19 protein-coding genes are annotated in these 20136 nt (G+C 64.5%); 11 read left to right on the top strand and 8 right to left on the bottom strand.

Annotation, left to right across the window (positions count from 1 at the left end; genetic code table 11):
• The 3 genes from IT350_10345 to IT350_10355 form a co-directional block, all read right to left on the bottom strand.
• Positions 1-373 (bottom strand): AAA family ATPase (locus IT350_10345; GenBank protein MCC6158441.1); only part of this gene is annotated, 373 nt, incomplete at its 3' end.
• Positions 374-933: 560 nt separating this feature from the next.
• Positions 934-1791 (bottom strand): SDR family oxidoreductase, encoded by an 858-nt coding sequence (locus tag IT350_10350; protein MCC6158442.1) that lies wholly within the window; start codon positions 1789-1791, stop codon positions 934-936.
• A gap of 13 nt (positions 1792-1804) precedes the next feature.
• Positions 1805-3385 carry a glycosyltransferase family 39 protein gene (locus IT350_10355; protein MCC6158443.1) on the bottom strand — a complete coding sequence of 527 codons (1581 nt, stop codon included), beginning with the start codon at positions 3383-3385 and terminating at the stop codon, positions 1805-1807.
• A 168-nt stretch (positions 3386-3553) separates the two neighbouring features.
• On the opposite strand from IT350_10355, the gene bioA reads away from it, so the two are divergent.
• Positions 3554-4921 carry an adenosylmethionine--8-amino-7-oxononanoate transaminase gene (gene bioA, locus IT350_10360; GenBank protein ID MCC6158444.1) on the top strand — a complete coding sequence of 456 codons (1368 nt, stop codon included), beginning with the start codon at positions 3554-3556 and terminating at the stop codon, positions 4919-4921.
• 3 nt (positions 4922-4924) lie between these two features.
• On the opposite strand, the gene IT350_10365 is transcribed toward bioA, so the two are convergent.
• Complete coding sequence (locus IT350_10365) at positions 4925-6532, bottom strand: hypothetical protein (GenBank protein MCC6158445.1); 1608 nt, start codon at positions 6530-6532, stop codon at positions 4925-4927.
• Between the two features lie 184 nt (positions 6533-6716).
• On the opposite strand from IT350_10365, the gene IT350_10370 reads away from it, so the two are divergent.
• Complete coding sequence (locus IT350_10370; GenBank protein ID MCC6158446.1) at positions 6717-7493, top strand: glucosamine-6-phosphate deaminase; 777 nt, start codon at positions 6717-6719, stop codon at positions 7491-7493.
• A 16-nt stretch (positions 7494-7509) separates the two neighbouring features.
• Here the strand turns inward: IT350_10370 and IT350_10375 are convergent, their stop codons facing one another.
• Positions 7510-8823: a hypothetical protein gene (locus IT350_10375; protein MCC6158447.1), complete on the bottom strand. Its 1314-nt coding sequence runs from the start codon at positions 8821-8823 to the stop codon at positions 7510-7512.
• 227 nt (positions 8824-9050) lie between these two features.
• Between IT350_10375 and tolQ the strand changes: the two genes are divergently transcribed.
• The 8 genes from tolQ (at position 9051) to IT350_10415 (ending at position 17475) form a co-directional block, all read left to right on the top strand.
• Positions 9051-9812, top strand: a complete 762-nt coding sequence (gene tolQ / locus IT350_10380) for a protein TolQ (protein MCC6158448.1) — start codon at positions 9051-9053, stop codon at positions 9810-9812.
• 45 nt (positions 9813-9857) lie between these two features.
• Positions 9858-10274, top strand: coding sequence for a biopolymer transporter ExbD (locus IT350_10385; protein ID MCC6158449.1), 417 nt, complete (start codon positions 9858-9860; stop codon positions 10272-10274).
• Positions 10275-10284: 10 nt separating this feature from the next.
• Complete coding sequence (locus IT350_10390) at positions 10285-11052, top strand: TonB family protein (GenBank protein ID MCC6158450.1); 768 nt, start codon at positions 10285-10287, stop codon at positions 11050-11052.
• A 35-nt stretch (positions 11053-11087) separates the two neighbouring features.
• Complete coding sequence (locus tag IT350_10395) at positions 11088-12461, top strand: PD40 domain-containing protein (protein ID MCC6158451.1); 1374 nt, start codon at positions 11088-11090, stop codon at positions 12459-12461.
• A gap of 11 nt (positions 12462-12472) precedes the next feature.
• Positions 12473-13273, top strand: a complete 801-nt coding sequence (ybgF, locus tag IT350_10400; GenBank protein ID MCC6158452.1) for a tol-pal system protein YbgF — start codon at positions 12473-12475, stop codon at positions 13271-13273.
• A gap of 165 nt (positions 13274-13438) precedes the next feature.
• Complete coding sequence (locus IT350_10405; protein ID MCC6158453.1) at positions 13439-14101, top strand: OmpA family protein; 663 nt, start codon at positions 13439-13441, stop codon at positions 14099-14101.
• A 242-nt stretch (positions 14102-14343) separates the two neighbouring features.
• Entirely contained in the window at positions 14344-15930 is a 1587-nt protein-coding gene (locus IT350_10410; GenBank protein ID MCC6158454.1) for a glycogen/starch synthase, read from the top strand.
• Positions 15931-16338: 408 nt separating this feature from the next.
• Positions 16339-17475, top strand: coding sequence for a hypothetical protein (locus IT350_10415; GenBank protein MCC6158455.1), 1137 nt, complete (start codon positions 16339-16341; stop codon positions 17473-17475).
• Position 17476: 1 nt separating this feature from the next.
• On the opposite strand, the gene IT350_10420 is transcribed toward IT350_10415, so the two are convergent.
• Positions 17477-18379, bottom strand: coding sequence for a hypothetical protein (locus IT350_10420; GenBank protein ID MCC6158456.1), 903 nt, complete (start codon positions 18377-18379; stop codon positions 17477-17479).
• A 125-nt stretch (positions 18380-18504) separates the two neighbouring features.
• Here IT350_10420 and IT350_10425 point away from each other — a divergent pair, with 125 nt between their 5' ends.
• Positions 18505-19209, top strand: coding sequence for a PilZ domain-containing protein (locus IT350_10425; GenBank protein ID MCC6158457.1), 705 nt, complete (start codon positions 18505-18507; stop codon positions 19207-19209).
• Here IT350_10425 and IT350_10430 read toward each other — a convergent pair.
• Together IT350_10430 and IT350_10435 are read right to left on the bottom strand one after the other, a co-directional pair.
• Positions 19204-19539, bottom strand: a complete 336-nt coding sequence (locus IT350_10430) for an MGMT family protein (protein MCC6158458.1) — start codon at positions 19537-19539, stop codon at positions 19204-19206. The genes IT350_10425 and IT350_10430 overlap by 6 nt on opposite strands.
• A gap of 63 nt (positions 19540-19602) precedes the next feature.
• Entirely contained in the window at positions 19603-19950 is a 348-nt protein-coding gene (locus IT350_10435) for a type II secretion system protein (GenBank protein MCC6158459.1), read from the bottom strand.
• Positions 19951-20136 lie beyond the last annotated feature (186 nt).

Below are 20136 nucleotides of genomic sequence, written 5' to 3' on the forward strand. Positions count from 1 at the left end.
GCACGCGCGACGCGCCGACGCCGACGAACATCTCGACGAAGTCGGAACCCGAAATCGAGAAGAACGGAACGCCCGCCTCGCCCGCGATCGCCCTGGCGAGCAGCGTCTTGCCGGTGCCCGGCGCGCCGACGAGCAACACGCCCTTGGGGATGCGCCCGCCGATCTTGGTGAAGCGCTTGGGATCGCGCAGGAACTCAATGATCTCGGCGAGCTCGTCCTTCGATTCGTCGATGCCCGCCACATCCTTGAAGGTCACTTTGTTCTGCTTGCCGGTCACGAGGCGCGCGCGGCTCTTGCCGAAGCTCATGGCTTTGCCGCCCGAGCCCTGCAACTGACGCATGAAGAAGATGAAGATCCCGATGATGAGGATCATCGGCAGCCACGTCACGAGGAAGTTCCAAAGCGGGCTCGGCACGTCGGGAACCACGGAGACTTCGACGCCCAACTTGAACAGCTCGTCGTACAGCTCGCGGCTCTCGAATCCGCTCGACTCGAAAGGAACCGTCTCGTTTGTATCCGGATCGCGATAAACGCCGGAGAACTGCCGGCCCTTGACTTCGACCTTGAGCAGCCGACCTTCCTTGGCGATTTCGTTGAACTGCGTGAACGAGAGGCGCTTGGGCCCCTTGTACTCGGTGGTGACGAGCTGAAACAGCACCGCGAAGATCAGGAATATCAGCAGCAACAGCGCGAGATTTTTCGAGAATCGGTTCACTCGGTTCTCCCCGGCGCGGAGCAATAGCCCGCCCTGGACGTCATCGTCCCACCGGGATCATAACCATTGCTTTCAATTTCTCAAGGTCGCGCGGCATTTTTCGCCGCGTACCGGGGTTCGATCGCGCGTGCCGAACGCCGACGGCGTCGTTTGTGTGACGCTCGTCAGGTTTTCGGCGCGAGCCTCGCGGATCGCGCCGAGTGTCGACCGCGAACGACTCAGCCCTCGGTTGCCGCACCCATGATCGCGGGCAGCACCGACCCGATCTGCTGCACGGTCCACGGCGTCTCGGAGGCGACGCCCTCGGTGGTGACCGTCTGGTATTCGAAAATCTTCGGACCGTGCACGCCGAAGATCTTGCCCGTCAGATCCCCCGAGAGATTCGACGCGAGATACACCGCCATTGGTGCGATCCACTCCGGCCCGAGCGACTTGCTCACCTCGGGGTCCTGGAACATCGGCAGGTCCTGCGTCATGCGGGTCACGGCCACCGGGGCGATGCAGTTGCAGAAGATGTTGTACTTGCGTCCCTCGATGGCGACCACGCGCGTGAAGCCCGCGATGCCCGCTTTCGCCGAGCCGTAGTTGGCCTGCCCGAAGTTGCCGATCAGCCCCGCGAGCGAGCTGACGTTGATAATGCGTCCGCCCTCGCCGCGCTCGCGAAAGTGGAGGAACGCGGCCTGCGTGCACGCGAACGTGCCCTTGAGGTGAACGGCCATGACGAGATCCCAGTCGGACTCTTCCATCTTGGCGAGCGTCTTGTCGCGCAGGATGCCCGCGTTGTTGACGAGGACGTCCAGCTTTCCGAAGGCGTCGATCGCCGTTTTCACGATCGCCTTGCCGCCCTCCATCGACGCCACCGAATCGAAACTCGGCACGGCCTCGCCGCCCAGGGCGCGGATCTCTTCGCACACCTTCGCGGCGGGGGATTCGTCGTGACCCGCGCCATCGCGCGCACCGCCGATGTCGTTGACCACGACCTTCGCGCCTTCGCGCGCGAAGGCCAGCGCGTACTCGCGGCCGATGCCGCCGCCCGCGCCCGTGATGACCGCCACCTTGCCGTCGAGCAGACCCATGGCATTCCCTCCCCTATTCGATGGGCTCGATGTTCTTCGCGACCGACGCGGGTTCCTTCGTCGGCGCAAGGATTTCGACCTCGCCCGGCGGCGTCAGGTCCCGCGCGTACAGCTCCAGACTGAGACGGTGAAAGAACTGGTGTTCGACGAGCAGGAATCCCGCGTTCTCGACCGCGCGGATCAGGTTGTCCGACGGATACCCCGCGACGCGCACGACCCAGATCCGGCGCGCCGCGCCGAAGCCGATCACATCGGAAAGATCGGCGTCGGCGTCGTAGAAGTCGAACGGCACTTCGACGATGGGCAACTCGCCCTCGACCTCGGTGCGCGGCGTGCCCCGCTCGTGATAGCGGATCGCGAGCGTCATCCATCCCGGCGCCACGAAAATCTGATCGGCCACGCGCACGTGCTGTGCGAGCTGCACGGTGAGCGGACGCCACGACTCGGGCTTTTGCCATGCCCATCGGTCCGCCGCGCAGGCGTCGGCGTTGATCACCGATCCCACGGACGACGCCAGCGCAAGCGCGACGACGATCGGTGTCGTCACGGCCGGCAGCCGCGCGACGAGCAGCGCGATCGCGAACATCAGCACCGGGGCGAAGATGGTCAGCGTGTGCGGCGTCCACACCGGCACGACGATCGAGACGATCACGAGAAGCGCAAGCGGGCCGAAAAACGCCGCGGGCACCGCCAGTGAACGGTCGTCACGCCGGTGATCGACCACCGCGATGATGCACGCCGCGATGAAGACGAGAAACCCGATCCCGGTCACGATCGGCGAGGCGATCTCGCCCCACTCCATCCACGCAATCCACGGGGCGCCGAATCCCAGATCGGTCACCCAGTTCTGCAGCGGCGCGTCGGCGATGCGCGTTAGAATCGGGAAACCTCGCATGTGCTCGGCGAGCACGCGCACCTGCGCGTAGATGAGCGGCGAGCCCAGCAGCGCCGCAACGACCGGCGCGACGAGACCCGTCTGCACGTCGCGGCGGCGGAAGACGACCGGTCCGGCAAGGACGCCGAGGAAAAGCGCCTGCCCGATCAGCATCCATGCGAAAGAGTACGTGGTGAACACACCGACGACGTTCACCGCGGCCAACGCACCCGCGCCCGCGAAATCGCGCTCGCGCTTCGCCACGCGCACGCACAGGGCGAATGCGATCGTCACGAGCAGCGCGACCAGGGCGTGCGGCCGGGCGATGCGACTCTCGGCGACGAGCCAGGGATGCGCCGCGAGCAACACCGCGCAGAGGGCTCCGTACATGCGTCCCGACAACGCACGCCCGAACCACGCTCCGACCGGGATCGCGACGACGCCGCAGATGACCGACAACGAGCGCATCGCGCCCGCCGAATCGCCGAATAGCGCAACCCACAGTTTCAGGATCGGGTGATAGACGGGGGACTGGAATCCGCGGGCGAGGTCGCCGACGCGTCCGGCCAGCGCCCAGGAAAGCGTCTCGTCGATGCTCAGGGACGGCGCTCCGAGCCGATACACGCGCAGGGCGAGTCCGAGCGCCGACGCCCCGGCGACCACCGCCCAGAACAGCGTGTCGCCGCGCCCGGAACCCGTGTCGTGCGAAGACCTCGGCACGTCGCGCAAACCTTTGGAATTCCTAGTGATTCGGGAGTGGATTCGATCCACCGCGACCTTGACAAAGGGGGGGGCGAAAGTCAAGCTCGGCGCGGCTTTCGACGACTCGATTCTCGAATTTTCCACGTGGCGAACGGAAACAATTGTCCCTTTGAACCCGGAAACATCATGACTTCCCGGAACGACGATCTTGCCGCTCGCGACCGGCGGCACATCTGGCACCCCTTCACGCAAATGCGGGAATGGATGGAATCGGACGTGCTCGTCATCGAGCGCGGCGAGGGCGTTGACCTCATCGATGCCAACGGGCGGCGATACCTCGACGGCGTGTCGTCGCTGTGGACCAACGTCCACGGTCATCGACACCCGACCATCGATGCGGCGATCCGCGATCAACTCGATCGCATCGCCCACTCCACGCTGCTCGGCCTCGCGTCGTCGGCGTCCATCGAATTCGCCGACCGGCTTTGCGCGCTGTTGCCCGAATCGCTCTCGCGCGTATTCTTTTCCGACAACGGCAGCACCGCGGCCGAGGTCGCGCTCAAGATCGCCTTCTCTTACTTCCGTCACCGGGGCGAGACCGGGCGTACGTCGTTCATCACCTTCGACGGCGCGTATCACGGCGACACCATCGGCTCGGTCAGCGTGGGCGCGATCGAGCTCTTCCACGAAAACTACCGTCCTTTGCTCTTTCCCACGCGCGTCCTGCCCTACCCGCACTGCTACCGCTGTCCTTTCGGACTCGAACGCGAAACGTGCGAGTCGGCCTGCTTCGGGCAAATCGAGCGCCGGATCGAGGCCGTGGGGAAGGAGTGCGTCGCCATCGTCATCGAACCCCTGGTGCAGGGCGCGTCGGGAATGCGCAAAGCGCCGCCGGGGTTTTTGCGGTTGCTGCGTTCGCTCGCCGACCGTCATGGCTTGCTGCTCATCGTGGACGAGGTCGCAACGGGATTCGGCCGCACGGGGACGATGTTCGCCTTCGAGCAGGAAGACGCCCGGCCCGACCTGCTCGCGCTCGCCAAGGGCATCACCGGCGGCTATCTGCCGCTGGCCGTCACCATCGCGCGCGAGCACATCTTCGAGGCGTTCCTCGGCGAGTATGACGAATTCAAAACCTTCTTTCACGGGCATACGTACACGGGAAACCCGCTGGCGTGCGCTGCGGGGCTCGGAACGCTTCGCGTCTTCGACGAGGAACGAACCCTCGAATCGTTGCCGAACCTCATCCGCGTGATGTCGGACGCCCTCGGTCCGTTACGCGAACACCCCCATGTGGGCGAGATCCGTCAGACCGGGCTCATGGTCGGCATCGAGATCGTGCGCGACCGCAGGGCGAAGTCGCCGTTCCCCGTCCCGGCGCGCGCCGGTCACCGCGTCTGCATGGCGACGCGCGACCACGGCGTCATCATCCGCCCGCTGTCCGACGTGGTGGTGCTCAATCCGCCGCTCGCGATCCCGGAAGACCGGATCCGCGAACTCGTCGCCGTCACCGCGCGGTGCATCGACGATGTGACGCGAGCGCTCGCCGAGGTTTGAGATTCATGGCGTCGGCGTGAACATGCCGCAGCGCTCGTGGCCGGCGTTCGCGGCCTCGGCGGCCGGGGCGCCGTAGCGATCGGCGATGCGCGCGAGCATCGGCGGCGCAGTCGACTTGAGCGCCAGTGCACACCCCACGCCCTGAAAAAACGTTGAGGAATCCGCGGAGACCGGGACACGTAACGCCTCGACATCCGGACGCACGGGCTCCCACAAGCAGCAGTCATAGACACCGCTCATGCGGAAGATCTCGCCCATACCCGCGACGAAGTCCGCGTCGCCCAGTTCCTCGATGCGCGCGTCGAGCAACGCGTTCACGCGATCGACCTCGTCGCCGACGATCTGCCCGAGAAAATGCCGCGCATAAACCTCGCCGCGAAATCGCCCCAGCATGTCGAACTCGGCGGGCTGCACGAGCGGCGAGAGATTCCAGGCGTGAACACCGACCAGCACAGCGACCAGGACGATCTTCGCGCCCACCTCGATCCGCGCCACTACCGGCCGCGCCGCGCGAAGGCGCTCGCCGGTCCACGGGCTGCCGAGCGCCATCGCGACGCACGCGTATCCCGCGACGATGAGCCAGAGAAGATGGCGTGTGTGCAGGTGCGTGACGTAGCCGAACATGGAGACGACAACGAGCGCAACGGCGAGCGACAGAGGGAAGAGAAGCCGCGCCCGCCCGCGCTCGACCGATTCCGCGTCGCGAAATCGCGCGATCACGACGACGGCGGCGAGCGCCGTGATCGCCCACTCGGGCCGGAACAGATAAAACGAACGCATCCAGTCCTGCGCGAAGAAGAGCGCGAGCCGGCCTGCCGACGGCGCGCCGATCACCGCGGTCATGGCGACCGACGAGGTGTTGTCGAAGACGGCGGGCTCGAAGAGGCGCTCGCGCAAACCGCCCGCGAGGCGAACGGCCAGCGGTGCGATCGCGACCGCGAATCCGCCGCCGAGCGCGGCAAGCGCACGGGCTCGACGGCCTCGCGGCACGATCGACGCCGTGAGGACGAAGACGAGGGCGACGACGTAGAACACGGCTGCCGAAGCGTAGATCGACGCCGCGACAACGACGCCGGCGCCGGCGAACCACGCTTGCGCGCGCCGCGTCCCGATGAGGCCGTTCCCCCATGCCCACACGCCGATGCCCGCGAGCAGCGCCGATTCCGGGTGCGCTCCCCAATACGTCAGGTTCCATTTGAGCAGCGAGCGTTCGGGGAAGATCATGAGCAGGGCGAACACGACCGCCGCGACAAGGCCGCCGACGCGAAACACGAACGCGGTGAGCGCCGCGAACCCGAGTGTCGCGAGCGCGATGGCCGCGAGTTTCATGGCGACGGTGTCCGTTGGAGCGACGAGCACGAAGGGGATGAGCGCGGTGGCGAATCCGCGGTGGCCCCACAGATGCGTGAGTTCGGGATATTCGAGACTCTTTCCCGCGACGATGTTGTGCGCGTATTCGGCGAGCTGGTATTCGGACCGGTCCACGTTGTGGAGGTGATCGACCGCACCGAGCGCCACGATCAGACGCACCGCGACGAACGCCGCCACGCCGCAAAACAGAAGCGCGCGCCGCGCGGGAATCGAAATTCCTTTGACGGGGAGATCGGTCACGACGCGATTGAACGGCTCGCGCCATGCGGCGTCAAGTCGCGCCCGGCATCGCGCCAGCCGACTTGCCCGCGCGGGCCGACATCGCGCAAGCCGACTTGCCCGCGCGGGCGCGTTTTCCTATAGTCCGTGCGCCTTCGCGACCGCCGGAGATTTTCCGGGCAGCCCGGCGCCGGGGAAATTCACGATGACGATGCACGAACTTCATCTTGGCAACGGTCAGACCATCCCCGGCGCGATCTTCGACGACCCCCGCGAGTTCGGACGATTCACGGCGGAACGCATCCGCGACCTGATCGCGGGAGCGGACCGCGACGTCGCCATCTGCTTCGCGACCGGCGCGACCCCCCTGCCCGTGTATGAGCATCTCGTGGAGATGCACGCGGCCGGCGACGTGTCGTTCGATCGCGTCAACGCGTTTTTGCTCGACGAATATCTTGGCCTGCCCGAGGGTCACGAGCAAAGCTTCGCCACATTCATGCGCCGTCACCTGTTCGACGCGGTGGCGCTGCCGGCCGCGCGATTCCACGCGCCCAACGGACGCGGCTACAACCCGGTGGAAGAGAGTCGCCGCTATCGCGAGGCGCTCGAAGCCGCGGACGGGCTCGACCTGACGCTGCTGGGGATCGGCCCGAACGGTCACATCGCGTTCAACGAACCCGGCTCGCGCGCCGATGAACACGTGCGCCTCGTGGCGCTGGCGCCGAAAACACGCGAGGCCAACGCACGGTTTTTCGGCAGCCTCGACCAGGTGCCGAAGCACGCGATCACCATCGGCATCGCCGATATTCTCGCGTCGCGGCGACTCATCCTGATGGCGACCGGGGCGGGAAAGGCCGAAATTCTCGAGCGGGCGCTGCGAGGGCCGATCACGCCCGACGTGCCCGCGTCATTCCTTCAGACGCACCCCGGCGAACTGACGTTGGTCGCCGACCGCGCCGCCGCCTCTCGACTGATCGACTGACGAACTTCAGCCCCGCTCAGACGCTGGTGTCGTCATCATCGTCATCATCGTCGTCGTCCGCGTCGTCGTCCGTCGCGTCGTCATCGGTCGTGTCATCATCGGTCGTGTCGTCGTCCGCGACGTCATCATCGGCGGCATCGTCATCCGTCGCATCATCATCCGTCGCATCGTCGTCGGACGTGTCGTCGTCGCCCGTCGGCGTCGGCCATACCTGCACGCCGTAGAGCGCCAGCCCCTCCGCCTCGGAGTCCTCGGGCGGCGGCACGAGAATCCACCCGGCGGGATCGCGCAGCAGGAAAAGCGGAACATCCTGTTTGTCGGAATACCCGACGGCCCAGCCGGTCTGCGCGTCGATGAACGACAGGTCATTCACGCGCCACTCGTCGCCCTTCTCACCGGGGAGGTTCACCTCGCTCCACGCGCCGCCCGTGTTCGCATACATCGCGGACCACGCACACAGGCCGAGCGCGTAGACGGTCTGATCGATGGTGACGAAGCGCGTGACGTCAAGCAGGGGGCACGTCGCGGTCGGCAACACCTGGGAGTTGAGCACGCCGGGCTCGGGCATGTCCCACACACCGCCGAAGTTGTTGATGCCGTCGTTCAGGTGTCCGCCGATCCACACCGCGCCGGCGGGCGATATGCCGAGCGAGGAGAAGGTGAGCCAGTTGATGGGATCGAACTGATAGACCGGATCGGTCGTGACGGTGACGCCGTCGATGAAAAACGTGCGCAGAAAGAACGACTGCCCCACGCGCAGGAGAAACGACACCGAACCGTCCGGGCGCGTCGCGACGTCCATCGCCATGCCGCCGTCGGGGAACTCGGCATCGAGATCGTAATCGATCCACACGCCGTCGAGACCGCGCACGAAGATGTGCCCGCCGTGGTCCTCGAATCGGTTGGCGAGCGCCCACACGCGGCCGTCCGCACCGATCGTGATCCGCTCGATGGGCACATTCGTCTGAATCAGCGGTGCGTCGGGAATCCACTCGCCGTCCACGACGTGATAGACCGAGCCGACACCCGAGATCCAGCCATCAGAGGGGTTCGCGAAATCGACCGAACGGAAGGGCCGACCGGCGGTCGGCACCGCGGCGTCATCCACCTCTTCCCACAGGCCGCCCTCGTACACGTAAACCCGGTCGCCGACGGCGATGCCTTCCATCACCTTCGTATAGGTCGAGGGCTCGGGGGTGGGCTGCTCGTCGTCGGTGAGATCCTCTTCCTTTTTGTCCTCGACGGCGCAGGCACCCACCAGGGTCCCGCCAAGGACCGTCCAGCCCGCATAAGCGAGCGCGACCAAAATCCAGATTCCCAGCCGTTTCATCATCGGTCTCCCTCGGTTGCCCCGCGCGTTTCGGTTTATACACCCGGGCCCGGGCCGGGTAAAGCGCAAACGGATCGGGAACAAACGAAACCTATTTGTTTTCAACACCTTCCGATGGGAAACCTCAGACCGTTTGACGGGTGCCGAGAGGCCGTTTGCCGTTGACTTCGCGGGGTCCATCGTCTAAGTTCCGCCCGAACTTGCATAAGGGTGAGTGACGGTTCGCCATGAATTCCGATTTTCTCTCGTTCATTCTCTCCCAGACCCCGGCCGCACCCAAGGCGTTCAACGTCCTCGAGGTCATCGGGAGCGCGGGCCTCGTGGTCAAGGGCATCATGGCCCTCCTGATGGTGTTTTCGGTCACGTCCTGGGCGATTATCTTCCTCAAGGGACTGACGTTGCGAAAAGCCCGCCGCGAGGGCGAGATTTTTCTCAAAATGTTCTGGGAATCCCGGCAGTTGGATGAAATCTACCGCGGCGCGCGCGACCTGACGGCGACCCCGCTGGCCGAGCTGTACAAGGCCGGTTACCGCGAGCTCGAGAAGTTCCGCGAGGGCGACAACCCGCGCGGGGTCACGATGCAGGCGAAGCCCGACGCAGCAAACCGGGCGATTTCGAACAAGGACTCGGCCCGCGACAACATCGCCCGGGCCCTGCGTCGCACCATGACGGCCGAGATCACCCGGCTCGAGCGCGCGGTGCCGTTTCTGGCCACCTGCGGAAGCTCCTCGCCCTTCATCGGCCTGTTCGGCACGGTTTGGGGCATCATGATCAGCTTCCACGACATCGGCCAGCAGGGCTCGGCGAGTCTCGCGGTCGTCGCGCCGGGCATCTCCGAGGCGCTGGTCGCCACCGCCATCGGCCTTTTCGCGGCCATCCCGGCCGTCATGTTCTACAACCACTACAACAACAAGATCCGCATCATCGAGTCCGACATGGAGACCTTCGGAGCGGACTTTCTGAACATCGTGGAACGCCATATTCTCTAGGTTCAGGAACTGAATCGGGATTGGGGAGTCTGAAAGCCCATGGGCATGTCGCTGGGCGGCGGGTCGGGACGCCGAGCAATGATGAGCGAGATCAACGTCACGCCGATGGTCGACGTGATGCTGGTGCTGCTCGTCATTTTCATGGTCACCGCGCCGCTGCTGCACGAGGGTATCAACGTCGCCCTGCCCAAAGCCGACGGCCAGAAGATCGAGTCGCCCGAGGAAGACTTCAAGCTCACGATCCGCAAGGACGGCAAGGTTTTTCTGGGCAAGGAAGAGGTGCCCTTCGACCAGCTCAAGGGCCGCCTGACCGACATCTACAAGACCAAGGCCGAAAAGCGCGTCTTCGTCGAGGCCGACGAGGGCGTGAATTACGGGCGCGTTGTCGAGGTGATCGCCGAGGCCAAGGCCGCCGGCGCCGAGCAGCTCGGCCTCAAGACGCTGCCCAAATCCTTGAAGTGAGGACACCGCCGTGCCGCGCTACGGGAACATGACCTCGTACGCGGACCCCTTCGCAAGGCAGTTCGGGGTCCTGTGGGGCGTTTCGGTCGTCGCTCACGTAGTGCTCCTCGCCTTCTTCGCCCTCGTTTCCGCCGCCGCCAAGCCGAACACCGGCCCGAAGGAAACCCCCGTTCTGATGTTCGACATGGCCGACCTCGCCGACCTGCCGAAAGGTCCCGGCGTCGGGCCGCTCGCTCCCACTGAGTCGGTCAAGGCCGCCCTCAACCCCTTCGAGGGAAAACCCAAACAGACCACCGACAGGCTCTCGCCCGCGGACATGCCCGAGAACGTCAAGCCGACGAAGAAGGTCAACTCCAAGTATCGTTCGCACAAGACCAAGGAAGCCGTCGTGCGCGACACGATGGCCAAGAGCGCCATCGAGCGGCTCAAGCAGTCCAAGCAGGAAGTCGGCGGCGGCGGCGAGGGCAAGGGCGACGGAGGTTCCGTCGAGAAGATCTACGTGGCCCGCGTGCGCCAGAAGATCAAATCGCGCTGGAAGCTTCCCGCCGGTCTGTCCGCCGAGGACCGCGACCGCACCGCGACCGTGGTGGTGCGTATCGATGGCTCGGGAAACCTGCTCGGATTCTCGCTGTCGAAATCCACCGGCGTGGCCGCGCTCGACGCCACGATCAAGAGCGCGGTGCAGGGCGCGGCGCCGTTTTCGGCCCCGCCCAACGAGGCCGCGGAGCGCGTCGCGCAGGGAATCGGCTTTACATTCAAGGCGAAAGAAGCAGAATAACGCGCCGTTTTTGGACCTTTCGAAAAGAGATCCGCATGCGCATCCGCATTTTGATTTTGACCGTCATCGCCGTCGCCCTCGCGGGGGGCGTCACGGTTTTCGCGCAGGGCGAAGCCCCGTCCGGCGGCGAGTCGCCCGGCATCATCACCGGCGGCGTCATCACGCCCGAGATCGGCGCGGCCCCGCAGATCCACAAAATCCCCATCGCCGTGCCGGTTTTTCGCGACGAGAGCGAAACCGATGGCGGCGATACCGCGCGCAAGCTCGCCGAGGTGCTCTCCGACGACATGGAGATGTCGGGCGAGTTCGAGGTGATCGACCGCGCACGCTACCTCGAGGACCCGCGCACCGCGGGCGTGAAGGCGGGCGAGTTCGAGTTCGCCAACTGGAGCTTGATCGGCGCGGAATACCTCATCAAGAGCTCGTTCGCGAAAAACGGCGACCAGATCACGATGTCGCTGCGTCTGTTCAACGTGCTCACGCAACAGATGCGTGTCGGCAAGGAATACAACGGATCGTTCGAGGAACGATTCAACATGGTCCACATGTTCTCGCGCGAGGTGTTCCTGGAGCTGTTCGGCGATCCGGGCTTTTTCGGGTCGCAGATCGCATTCGCCTCCGGCACCAAGGACGTGCGCGAGATCTACGTGATGGACGCCGACGGCCGCAACCGCCGGCGGCTGACGAACCTCGGCCTGCTGGCCATGAGCCCCAAATGGTCGCCCAACGGCAAGGAAATCTTATTCGCGGCGCAGGGTTCCACGATCCAGCCGACGGTCTTCACCGTCGAGGTCAAGACGGGCAAGACGAAAAAGGTCTTCACGGCGAATAGCGGCGTCGCGCTCACCCCCGACTGGATGCCCGGCGGCGAGAGCTTCGCCGTGGCCCTGTCGCACGACGCGAACACCGAGATCTACGAGGTCGATCTGAAGGGCAACATCAAGCGCAACATGACGAAGCACTGGGCGATCGAACTCGCCCCGGCCTTCGGTCCGAACTCCTCGCAGATGCTTTTCATCTCCGATCGGTCGGGCGCGCCGCAGGTCTACAAAATCGACATCGCCGGTGGCGATCCCTCGCGCATCAGTTTCTTCGGGTCGTACAACCAGTCGCCGACATGGGCGAAGCGCGGCGGCAAGATCGCCTATTCAGCGCGCGAATACGGCCACTACACGATTTATCTGATCGACGAAAACGGCGGCGAGCCCTATGCGCTGACCGCCGACATGCAGCCGAGCTGCGAGTACGCGAGCTTCTCGCCCGACGGGCGGATCCTCGTGTTTTCGTGCGAAACGTCCAAGGGGCGCGCGATGTGGATGCGTACCACCAACGACGCCTACACACGGCGTCTGACACAGGGAACCTCGTTCGACACCGGCCCCTCCTGGGGTCCGCTGCCGACGGAATGAGGGGGGAAACCATGAAACGAATCTTCGCGGTTTGTGTCGCCTTCGTCGCGTTCGCCTCGGTCGGCTGCCTCGGACCCAAGGGACCCGATCCCCAGATCGAGGAACTCAAGGCGCGCATGGCCAAGGTCGAGCAGCAGTCGAACGACACCAAAACGTCGGTGGATCAGAACATCTCGACCATGGCCGAGAACATTCTGACCTTCGACAACATGCAGCAGGAATTCGAGCAGATGCGCGGCATGGCCCAGGAGGCCAAGTACCAGAACGAACGGTACAACAAGCAGTATCAGGCGCTGCGTTCGCACCTCGAGGTGCAGTTCGAGAAGATGGACAAGCGCCTCGCCGCGCTCGAGGCGAAGGCCGGCATCAAGACCGATCCTTCTCTGGCCGTCGCGCCGGTGCCAACCGACCTCGACAAGGTGCCGGTCGGCAAGAAGTCCGAAAAGGACTTGTTCGCCGAGGCCGTTCTGCTGTTCAAACAGAAAAAATACGGCGCGGCGCAGGGCAAGTTCGGGGAGTTTCTGAAGACCTATCCGCAAAGCGATCTGGCCCACGAGGCGCAGTACCACATCGGCGAAACCCAGTTTCTGGACAAGAAGTACTCCGAGGCGATCCTCGCCTACGACGAGTTGACAACCAAATACCCCAAGAGCAAATTCGTCCCGGCCGCCATCCTGAACCAGGCGGTTTCCTTCGAGCAGATGGGCTCGAAATTCGACGCCAAGCTCTTTTACGAGAAGGTGATCGCCGAGTACCCCAAGAGCCCGGAGGCCGAGATTGCGAAGAAGAAGCTCAGTTTGATGAAAAAATAGAGGAAATCCGCGCGCGCAGAGCCGCAAACCCCCGCGCGAAGGGCATTTCGTTGTTGACAAGGGCGAAACCCTTGTGCTAGGTAAGCGGGCAAGCAGGCGCACGTTTCGTTTTGACTTTTGGCTTAGGCCACTGCAACGGACTCTACCATTAAGGAGGTCGGTTAGATGAGAAAGCTCTTTCCGCTCATGCTCGTGATGGCGCTTCTGGTTTTGGCTTCGGCCTGCGGCAAGGAGCCGCCCGACGCCGAACTCCAGGCCGCCAAGGCCGCCGTGGCCGACGCTCAGGCGTCCGGCGCGGCGACCAACTGCCCCGACAAGCTGAAGGCCGCCGAGGACAAGCTCGCCGAGGCCGAAGCTCAGTACGCCGCCGAGGAATACGACCAGTGCAAGGCGACCTGCCTTGAGGTCCAGAAGCTCGCGGAAATCGCGAAGAACTGCCCGCCGCCGGTTGTGGCGACGCCGCCGCAGAAGCTCGATCCGCCCAAGAAGACCCCGCTCGTGAAGAGCACCGACAAGATCTTCTTCGACACCGACAAGTACAACATCCGCAAGAGCGAGATGGACAAGGCGAAGAAGTACGCCGAAGCCATCAAGAGCGGTTGGGACAAGTCGTTCACGGTCGAAGGCTACTGCGACGAGCGCGGCTCCGAGGAATACAACCTCGCGCTGGGCGATCGCCGCGCCAACACCGTCAAGAAGTATTTCGTGACGATGGGCCTCAAGGCCGACAACGTCAAGACGAAGTCCTTCGGCGAAGGCATGGCGGTTGATAAGGGCAACAACGAGCTCGCGTGGGCCAAGAATCGCCGCGTCGAGTTCGCGTTCTAATCTCGAATCCGAGACAAATCCCGCAAAGGGCGCTCTTCGGAGCGCCCTTTGCTTTTGCTTCATCGCGACCTTGACGAACCCGCGGCGCGAGCGCGACAATTCCCTCCCTGTCGCAGCGGACTTCGCTTTTTCCTTGACGCGGCGCGGTGAACGGCTTAAATCCCGGCCATCCGACAACTTGAACGTCGAATTCCTGTTTCCATTCCCGATCGATTTTTCGGGCAAACGAGGAGGCATTCCCCATGGCCAAAACGAAAAAGCACATTGTCATGATCGCTGCCGAGAACGGCGCGCTGGTCGGCGGCAAGGCCGGCGGCGTCGCCGATGTGATCCGCGACCTGCCCCGGGCGCTCGCCGCGAAGGGCTGCAAGGTCACCGTCGTCACTCCATCCTATGGATTCCTGCACACGAGCAACCCCGTCCTTGCCGAATCCGAGGTCGAGTTCCCGTTCTGCGACCGCCCCGAAGCGGCACAGGTTTTCACGGTTCGAGCCGAGACCCCGACCAAGGGCGTCGAGCATGTCGTGATCGAGAACGTCTGGATTCGCGGCAACCCCATTTACACGCACGACGAAGGCTACCGCCCCTTCGCCAGCGACGCGTCGAAGTACGCCATGTTCTGCTCGGCGGTCGGCCGACTCGCGCTCGAGCCCGGTTCGCCGATCGCGGGCGCCGATGTGATCCACCTGCACGACTGGCACACGGGCACGTTTCTCGTGCTCCGCGACATTCATCCGGCCTTTGAAGGACTCAAAGCGATCCGCACCGTGTACACGATTCACAACCTCGGCATTCAGGGCACCCGCCCCCTCGAGGGAGACGAGTCGTCCTTGGCCGCCTGGTTTCCCGAACTCTTCCTCGACCCCGCGACCTCGCCGCGCATCTACGGCGCGCTGATGGACGCGCGGTATCGCCCGACCTGCTACACCCCGATGATGGCGGGTATTCTGCTCGCCGATGTCGTGACCACCGTCTCGCCTTCGTACGCCGAGGAAATCCTGCGTCCCTCCGATTACGGCGCGGGGTTCTGGGGTGGCGAGGGACTCGACGCTTTGTTGCGCTCAGCCGCCGAGCAGGGGCGTCTGCATGGCGTCCTCAACGGAATCGAGTATCCCGAGGAACGCAAAGCGCCTCGCCTCGCGTTCGCCAAGCTTCGCGACGCCCTCGAAAAATCGGCGTCCGCCTGGCTCGAAACGCAGCCCGATCACCACGGCCACCGGCAGACGCTCGCGCGACTCGAGTCGTGGAAGGGTAAGAAGGTCAAGGTCGTAGCGACCGCCGTGTCGCGGATGGCCGATCAGAAGGTGCGTCTCTACCTCGATCGCGGTCCCGATGGGATCTCGGGATTCGACCGAGTGATGGAGCGGGTCAACGAGGCGGGCGGCGTCTTCGTCTTTCTCGGCGAGGGAGCGATCGACTTCGTGCGTCCGTTCTACTGGGCGATGGAACACCACGAGAACTTCGTGTTTCTGGAGCGGCACGATGCGGACGTTGCCGATCTGCTCTACGCGAGCGGGCACCTCTTTCTGATGCCGAGCCTTTATGAGCCTTGCGGAATCGCCCAGATGCTCGCCATGCGCGACGGACAGCCGCCGGTCGTGCACGCGACGGGCGGACTGCGCGACACCGTGATCGACAACGTGAACGGCTTTGCGTTCGACGGCGCGAACATCGCCGAAAAGGTCGAGGCGTTCGGCGACGCGGTCGGTCGCGCGCTCGCGGTTTTCGCGAAAAAGAAAAAAGCATGGGGCGAGATCCGCACCGCTGCCACCGAGGCCCGTCACGGCTGGGACGACGCCGCGAAATCGTACCTGCAAGACGTCTACTGACCGCGTACCGCGTTGATCGCATCCGGACGGCGGGCTTCTTGCCCGCCGTTTTCGTTCCGGCATCCGCAACTCCCGCGGGTCGCACGGGATGGCACGACTGCGTTCGAGGAATTCTCGAGCGGGATATAACTGTTTAACCGTTTAAACGGTTATTTGCACACGGTCGTTTGATCTCCGCGTGACGCGCACGTTGCCGCCGGGGAGGTCGTCGGGCCGCATCGAGCCGTGGTGCGCGAGCCGCATCGAGTCCGTCGTGCGTGAGTCCTCCGCGCACAGGGCCCGGCGATACAGGCCACCATATCCGGTATGCGCACGGGCCCAACTCCACAATCTCTAGTCACCCGCACTTGACCCCGCCGCCGGGGGCGCGATAGAGTTTTTCGTCTCGTCTTCTTTGCGGAGGATTTCATGTCCACGCCACACGCACGCATTTTTCGCCGGGTGTTTGGGCTCGTCATCCTCGCCGCGTGCTGCGCGTCGCTGGTCGCATGCACCTGCGACGGGGACGACGATGACGCGACCGACGACGACGATGACGGCGGAGGCGGTCCCGGCGGATTCGCGGGCGACGACGATGCGGCGTGCGACCGCGTGCTCGCCGTGGGCGACGGAATCGCCGAACGCGTGGACGGGGCCTGGATCGATCGCACTCCGGACCTCTTCCAGTCCTCCTGGCGACTGTTCGACGCGGCGAATCCGAGTTGCGACGAGATCCTCTACGTCGGACGCGACGACGCCGAAGCGCGCGGCGTCATCCTGCGCGCCGTCAAGGGCGCGTTCGCCAAGGACAATGTCCCGGTGATCTCGTCCTCGTTCGACATCGCGGCCGTGGACTCCCGCTCGGGATTGACGCTCGCTGCCGGCGGCGACTGGGCTTCGCGGTCCGGATTCATTTTGCGCGAAACGGACGGCGACTGGGAGCGCGAGGCGCTGCCCGCGGTCTCCACGGACTGGTGGCTGACGGATCTCGTCGTCCTCGGCACGGATCGCGGCGCCGCGCTCGGATTCGACCGGATCGCCGACCGTTCGTTCTTGCTGCGGCTCGACGGCGACGCGTGGTCGGTCGAACCCATTGCACTGGATGGCATTCGTCTTCACGCGTTCGATCTTGCCGACGCCGACAACGGCCTCGCGGTTGGAGCGGACGCATCGGGGACGAGCGGCGCGATTGCGTGGCTTTCCGATGGAAAGTGGTACTCGGCGACGCCGCCCGAGGTTTCGGTCGACTGGATGTTGTCCGATGTCGCGTACACCGGCGACGCGACTGCCGTGTTCGCGGGCCGGTCCTACGATGTCGGCGTCGGCGTTCTGCTGGACTGGCTCGATGGATCGATCGCGTCGAGCGCGCTGCCGACCGTCACCTCGTCGTGGGACCTGCGGACCGCGTGTTCCCTCGGCGAAGCGAAGTCCGAGTTCGACGCCGACGCGCTGGTCGCCGGATCGGATCGAGAGAGCGGCGGCGGCGTGGTGCTCCGGCGCGCGGGCGGTGCGTGGTCGCTCGACGGCCTGCTGCCGTTCGCACCGAACGCCCTCGTCGCGTTCTGAACTAGCGCGAGAGCACCAGCGTCTGGAGCATGTCGCGGGCTTCGTCGGACGAGAGGTTTTTCAGTTTGGCCACCTCGACCGCGCCTTCGGTGCGATCGAGTTTCTCCGCAAGCCGTCGCGCGGCCAGTTGCTCTCCCGCCGGCGCGCGCACGATCAGCGAGTTCGATCGCGGTTCCGCGGTGAAGACGCACTCGCACCCGCGTCCAGAAACGCCACCCGCCTTGCCGAACAGCTCTTGCAGCACCTGCGCGAGTTGCGCGGCGTTCACGTAATCCAGACGAATGACATCGATAGCCGTCGCAGCTCCTTCGGTGTCCATGCGGGTGACGAGCTCGCGCACGCGCGCGGCGTTCGCCGCCGTCGCGATCACGATGATCGCGTTGCGACCCGGCGCGGGAGCGGCCTTCTCGTCGGGCGACAGCAGCGTCGACGCGGACGAGGCGACCGCGTCGGCTTTCGCGTAACGCAGTTCGATGAGATCGGTGACGAACTCCTCGCCGCCGCCGGGCGCCTTGGCGGCGAAGGTGGAAATCGCCTCGGACGCGGCCTTGCTTCGGGGAACGATTTTCACGATCGCTCCGGACTCGACCGCCGTAAATCCGTTGACCGCAAGCGCCGAGAGCGTGACGTTCCAGACCTCGGCGGCCGTCAGCGGCGCGGGGCTGACGAGCGTGACCGTTCCCGTCACCCCCGGATCGACGAGGATGTTCTTTCCCGTGATCTTCGCCACCTCGCGAAGGAATTCCTGAATCGGGCGATCCTGCGCGTCGAGCGTGTATCGACGCTCTTCCGCGCCCGCGCGACCGGTCGCCGCCATGACGAAGGCGAGGCAAAGCGCCAGGACGACCGTTCGTCGAACCGACACCATCTTCGCGAATTTTTCCGTTCCGAACGCTTGGATCATGGCGGCAACTTGATCGCGCGGTGTTCAAAGGTCAATGCCCGCCCGTCGATTGCAAAATCATGGACGTTGGTTACACTTTGAGTCGATTGCAATTCGGGTTCCGGAAATCGGAACCGGGGGCGACGATGAGCGACGACGGGTCGTCGAATTCGGATCAGCGCGGGCATCCGCGGGTTCCGGTGAACATCCGGGTCATGTTCGGCATCACGAAACCCGACCGGGTGGGCTTCGTTCAGGATGTGTCGAAATCGGGTCTGCGTATCCGCGCGCGCAAGGCATTTCCGCCCAAGACGCAGCTTGTGATGAAGATCGAGATCCCCGGGCGCGGGATGTATCCGCTCACCGGCGTCGTGCGTCGCGCGCGAGTGATCGAACCCGCGCTTCCCCCGTTCGAGCCCGTCGAGATGGGGCTCGTCGTGATCGATCAGAGCCGTCAGCTTCTGCAACTGATCGAGGACCTGCTGGCGATCTATCGCAACCGGCGATCGCGGGAGCGGCGCGAGCGCACTCTGCGCGTGCGAATGGGCGAAGCCAGACGGCTCATCGACGAGTACACGCACAACGTCGGCGAGGGAGGCGTGTTCGTTGTGACCGAAAGTCCGCCTGCGAAGGACGAAGTCCTGCTCACGCAGCTCGAACTCCCGGAACCCTGGGGCTCGATCCGCGCCGAGTGCCAGGTGGTGCACGTCGTCGATCAGGATGAAGCGGCGGCTACGGGGCGCCTTCCCGGTGCGGGCTTGCGTTTCGTCGCGTTTTCGTACGGAGACGATCGCAAGTACCGCGAGTACATCACCGCGGCGTTCGAGCAGTCCGCCGACTCGGCCTCATAGACCTTCCGTCCATCGAAATTTCGCGAAGTCGATGCGGTCGTTTGCGTCGAAACGGATTCCCTCGGCCCTGAGCTTCGCGCGCTGGATTTCCGGCCCACCCAGAAAAGGCAACGTGGAAACCATGGCCTGCGCGTTGACGACGCGCTGCCAGGGAATGCGTGTCTTTTCGGGGAGGCGGAAAAGGGCGTAGCCGACCTGCCGGGCCGACCGGCCCAGTCCCGCGAGTCGTGCGACCTGTCCGTAGGTCGCGACCTTGCCGCGCGGGATTCGGCGAACAACGTCATAAATCGCCGCATATTGCGGCGGCGTCTCGGGAGGCGACTTCGACATGGGAGAAAAATCCAAAAAGAAAGGGCCTCCGAAGAGGCCCTTTCCCGTGTCGATCAGCTTGGATCAGTCGGTCCAGGTGAAGGTCTTGGAGCTGTTCATGTGCTGCGTCGTGAAGGTGTAGCCCGACGCGTTGGCGGCGCCGAACGTGAAGGTCACGGACGCATCGTCAACGAGGTTCTCGTCGTACGCGAGCAGCTCGACCAGCGACGTGGCGTAGCCACCGGAGATTTCGCCGCCGGAGTCATTGTAGTAGACTTCCTGCGAGAGCTTGGCGTTGCGGCCGGCCGATTGGGCCGACGCGTCATAGGCCTTCGCGCGCAGCGAAATGAAGTTCGGGATGGCGATGAGCGCCAGGATGCCGATGATGGCAACGACGATCATCAGCTCGATCAGGGTGAAACCTTTGCGCATGACTCTCCTCCAAGGGGGTTTGGGAAACCGTAAGCGAAGGAATGGTTTGCAGGTCCCGTGCCAAAGAGAGTCAAAATCAAAAATTTCATAAATTTCATGCAGTTACGTGTATTTTCGACGCGATGGGATAGCCAGTTATCCAGAGAACTGACAGGATTTGTCGGCGAAGATCCAAAAGGGTGACAA

This window comes from Deltaproteobacteria bacterium, assembly GCA_020845895.1.
Classification (GTDB): domain Bacteria; phylum Lernaellota; class Lernaellaia; order JACKCT01; family JACKCT01; genus JADLEX01.

Bases quoted from the DNA above. Each gene is read 5' to 3' on its own strand.
- bioA (MCC6158444.1), top strand. From the start codon at position 3,554: ATGACTTCCCGGAACGACGATCTTGCCGCTCGCGACCGGCGGCACATC.
- IT350_10375 (MCC6158447.1), bottom strand. From the start codon at position 8,823: ATGAAACGGCTGGGAATCTGGATTTTGGTCGCGCTCGCTTATGCGGGC.
- IT350_10420 (MCC6158456.1), bottom strand. From the start codon at position 18,379: ATGATCCAAGCGTTCGGAACGGAAAAATTCGCGAAGATGGTGTCGGTT.
- IT350_10425 (MCC6158457.1), top strand. From the start codon at position 18,505: ATGAGCGACGACGGGTCGTCGAATTCGGATCAGCGCGGGCATCCGCGG.
- IT350_10405 (MCC6158453.1), top strand. From the start codon at position 13,439: ATGAGAAAGCTCTTTCCGCTCATGCTCGTGATGGCGCTTCTGGTTTTG.
- IT350_10395 (MCC6158451.1), top strand. From the start codon at position 11,088: ATGCGCATCCGCATTTTGATTTTGACCGTCATCGCCGTCGCCCTCGCG.
- IT350_10350 (MCC6158442.1), bottom strand. From the start codon at position 1,791: ATGGGTCTGCTCGACGGCAAGGTGGCGGTCATCACGGGCGCGGGCGGC.
- ybgF (MCC6158452.1), top strand. From the start codon at position 12,473: ATGAAACGAATCTTCGCGGTTTGTGTCGCCTTCGTCGCGTTCGCCTCG.
- IT350_10370 (MCC6158446.1), top strand. From the start codon at position 6,717: ATGACGATGCACGAACTTCATCTTGGCAACGGTCAGACCATCCCCGGC.
- IT350_10435 (MCC6158459.1), bottom strand. From the start codon at position 19,950: ATGCGCAAAGGTTTCACCCTGATCGAGCTGATGATCGTCGTTGCCATC.
- IT350_10385 (MCC6158449.1), top strand. From the start codon at position 9,858: ATGTCGCTGGGCGGCGGGTCGGGACGCCGAGCAATGATGAGCGAGATC.
- IT350_10430 (MCC6158458.1), bottom strand. From the start codon at position 19,539: ATGTCGAAGTCGCCTCCCGAGACGCCGCCGCAATATGCGGCGATTTAT.
- IT350_10415 (MCC6158455.1), top strand. From the start codon at position 16,339: ATGTCCACGCCACACGCACGCATTTTTCGCCGGGTGTTTGGGCTCGTC.
- IT350_10410 (MCC6158454.1), top strand. From the start codon at position 14,344: ATGGCCAAAACGAAAAAGCACATTGTCATGATCGCTGCCGAGAACGGC.
- tolQ (MCC6158448.1), top strand. From the start codon at position 9,051: ATGAATTCCGATTTTCTCTCGTTCATTCTCTCCCAGACCCCGGCCGCA.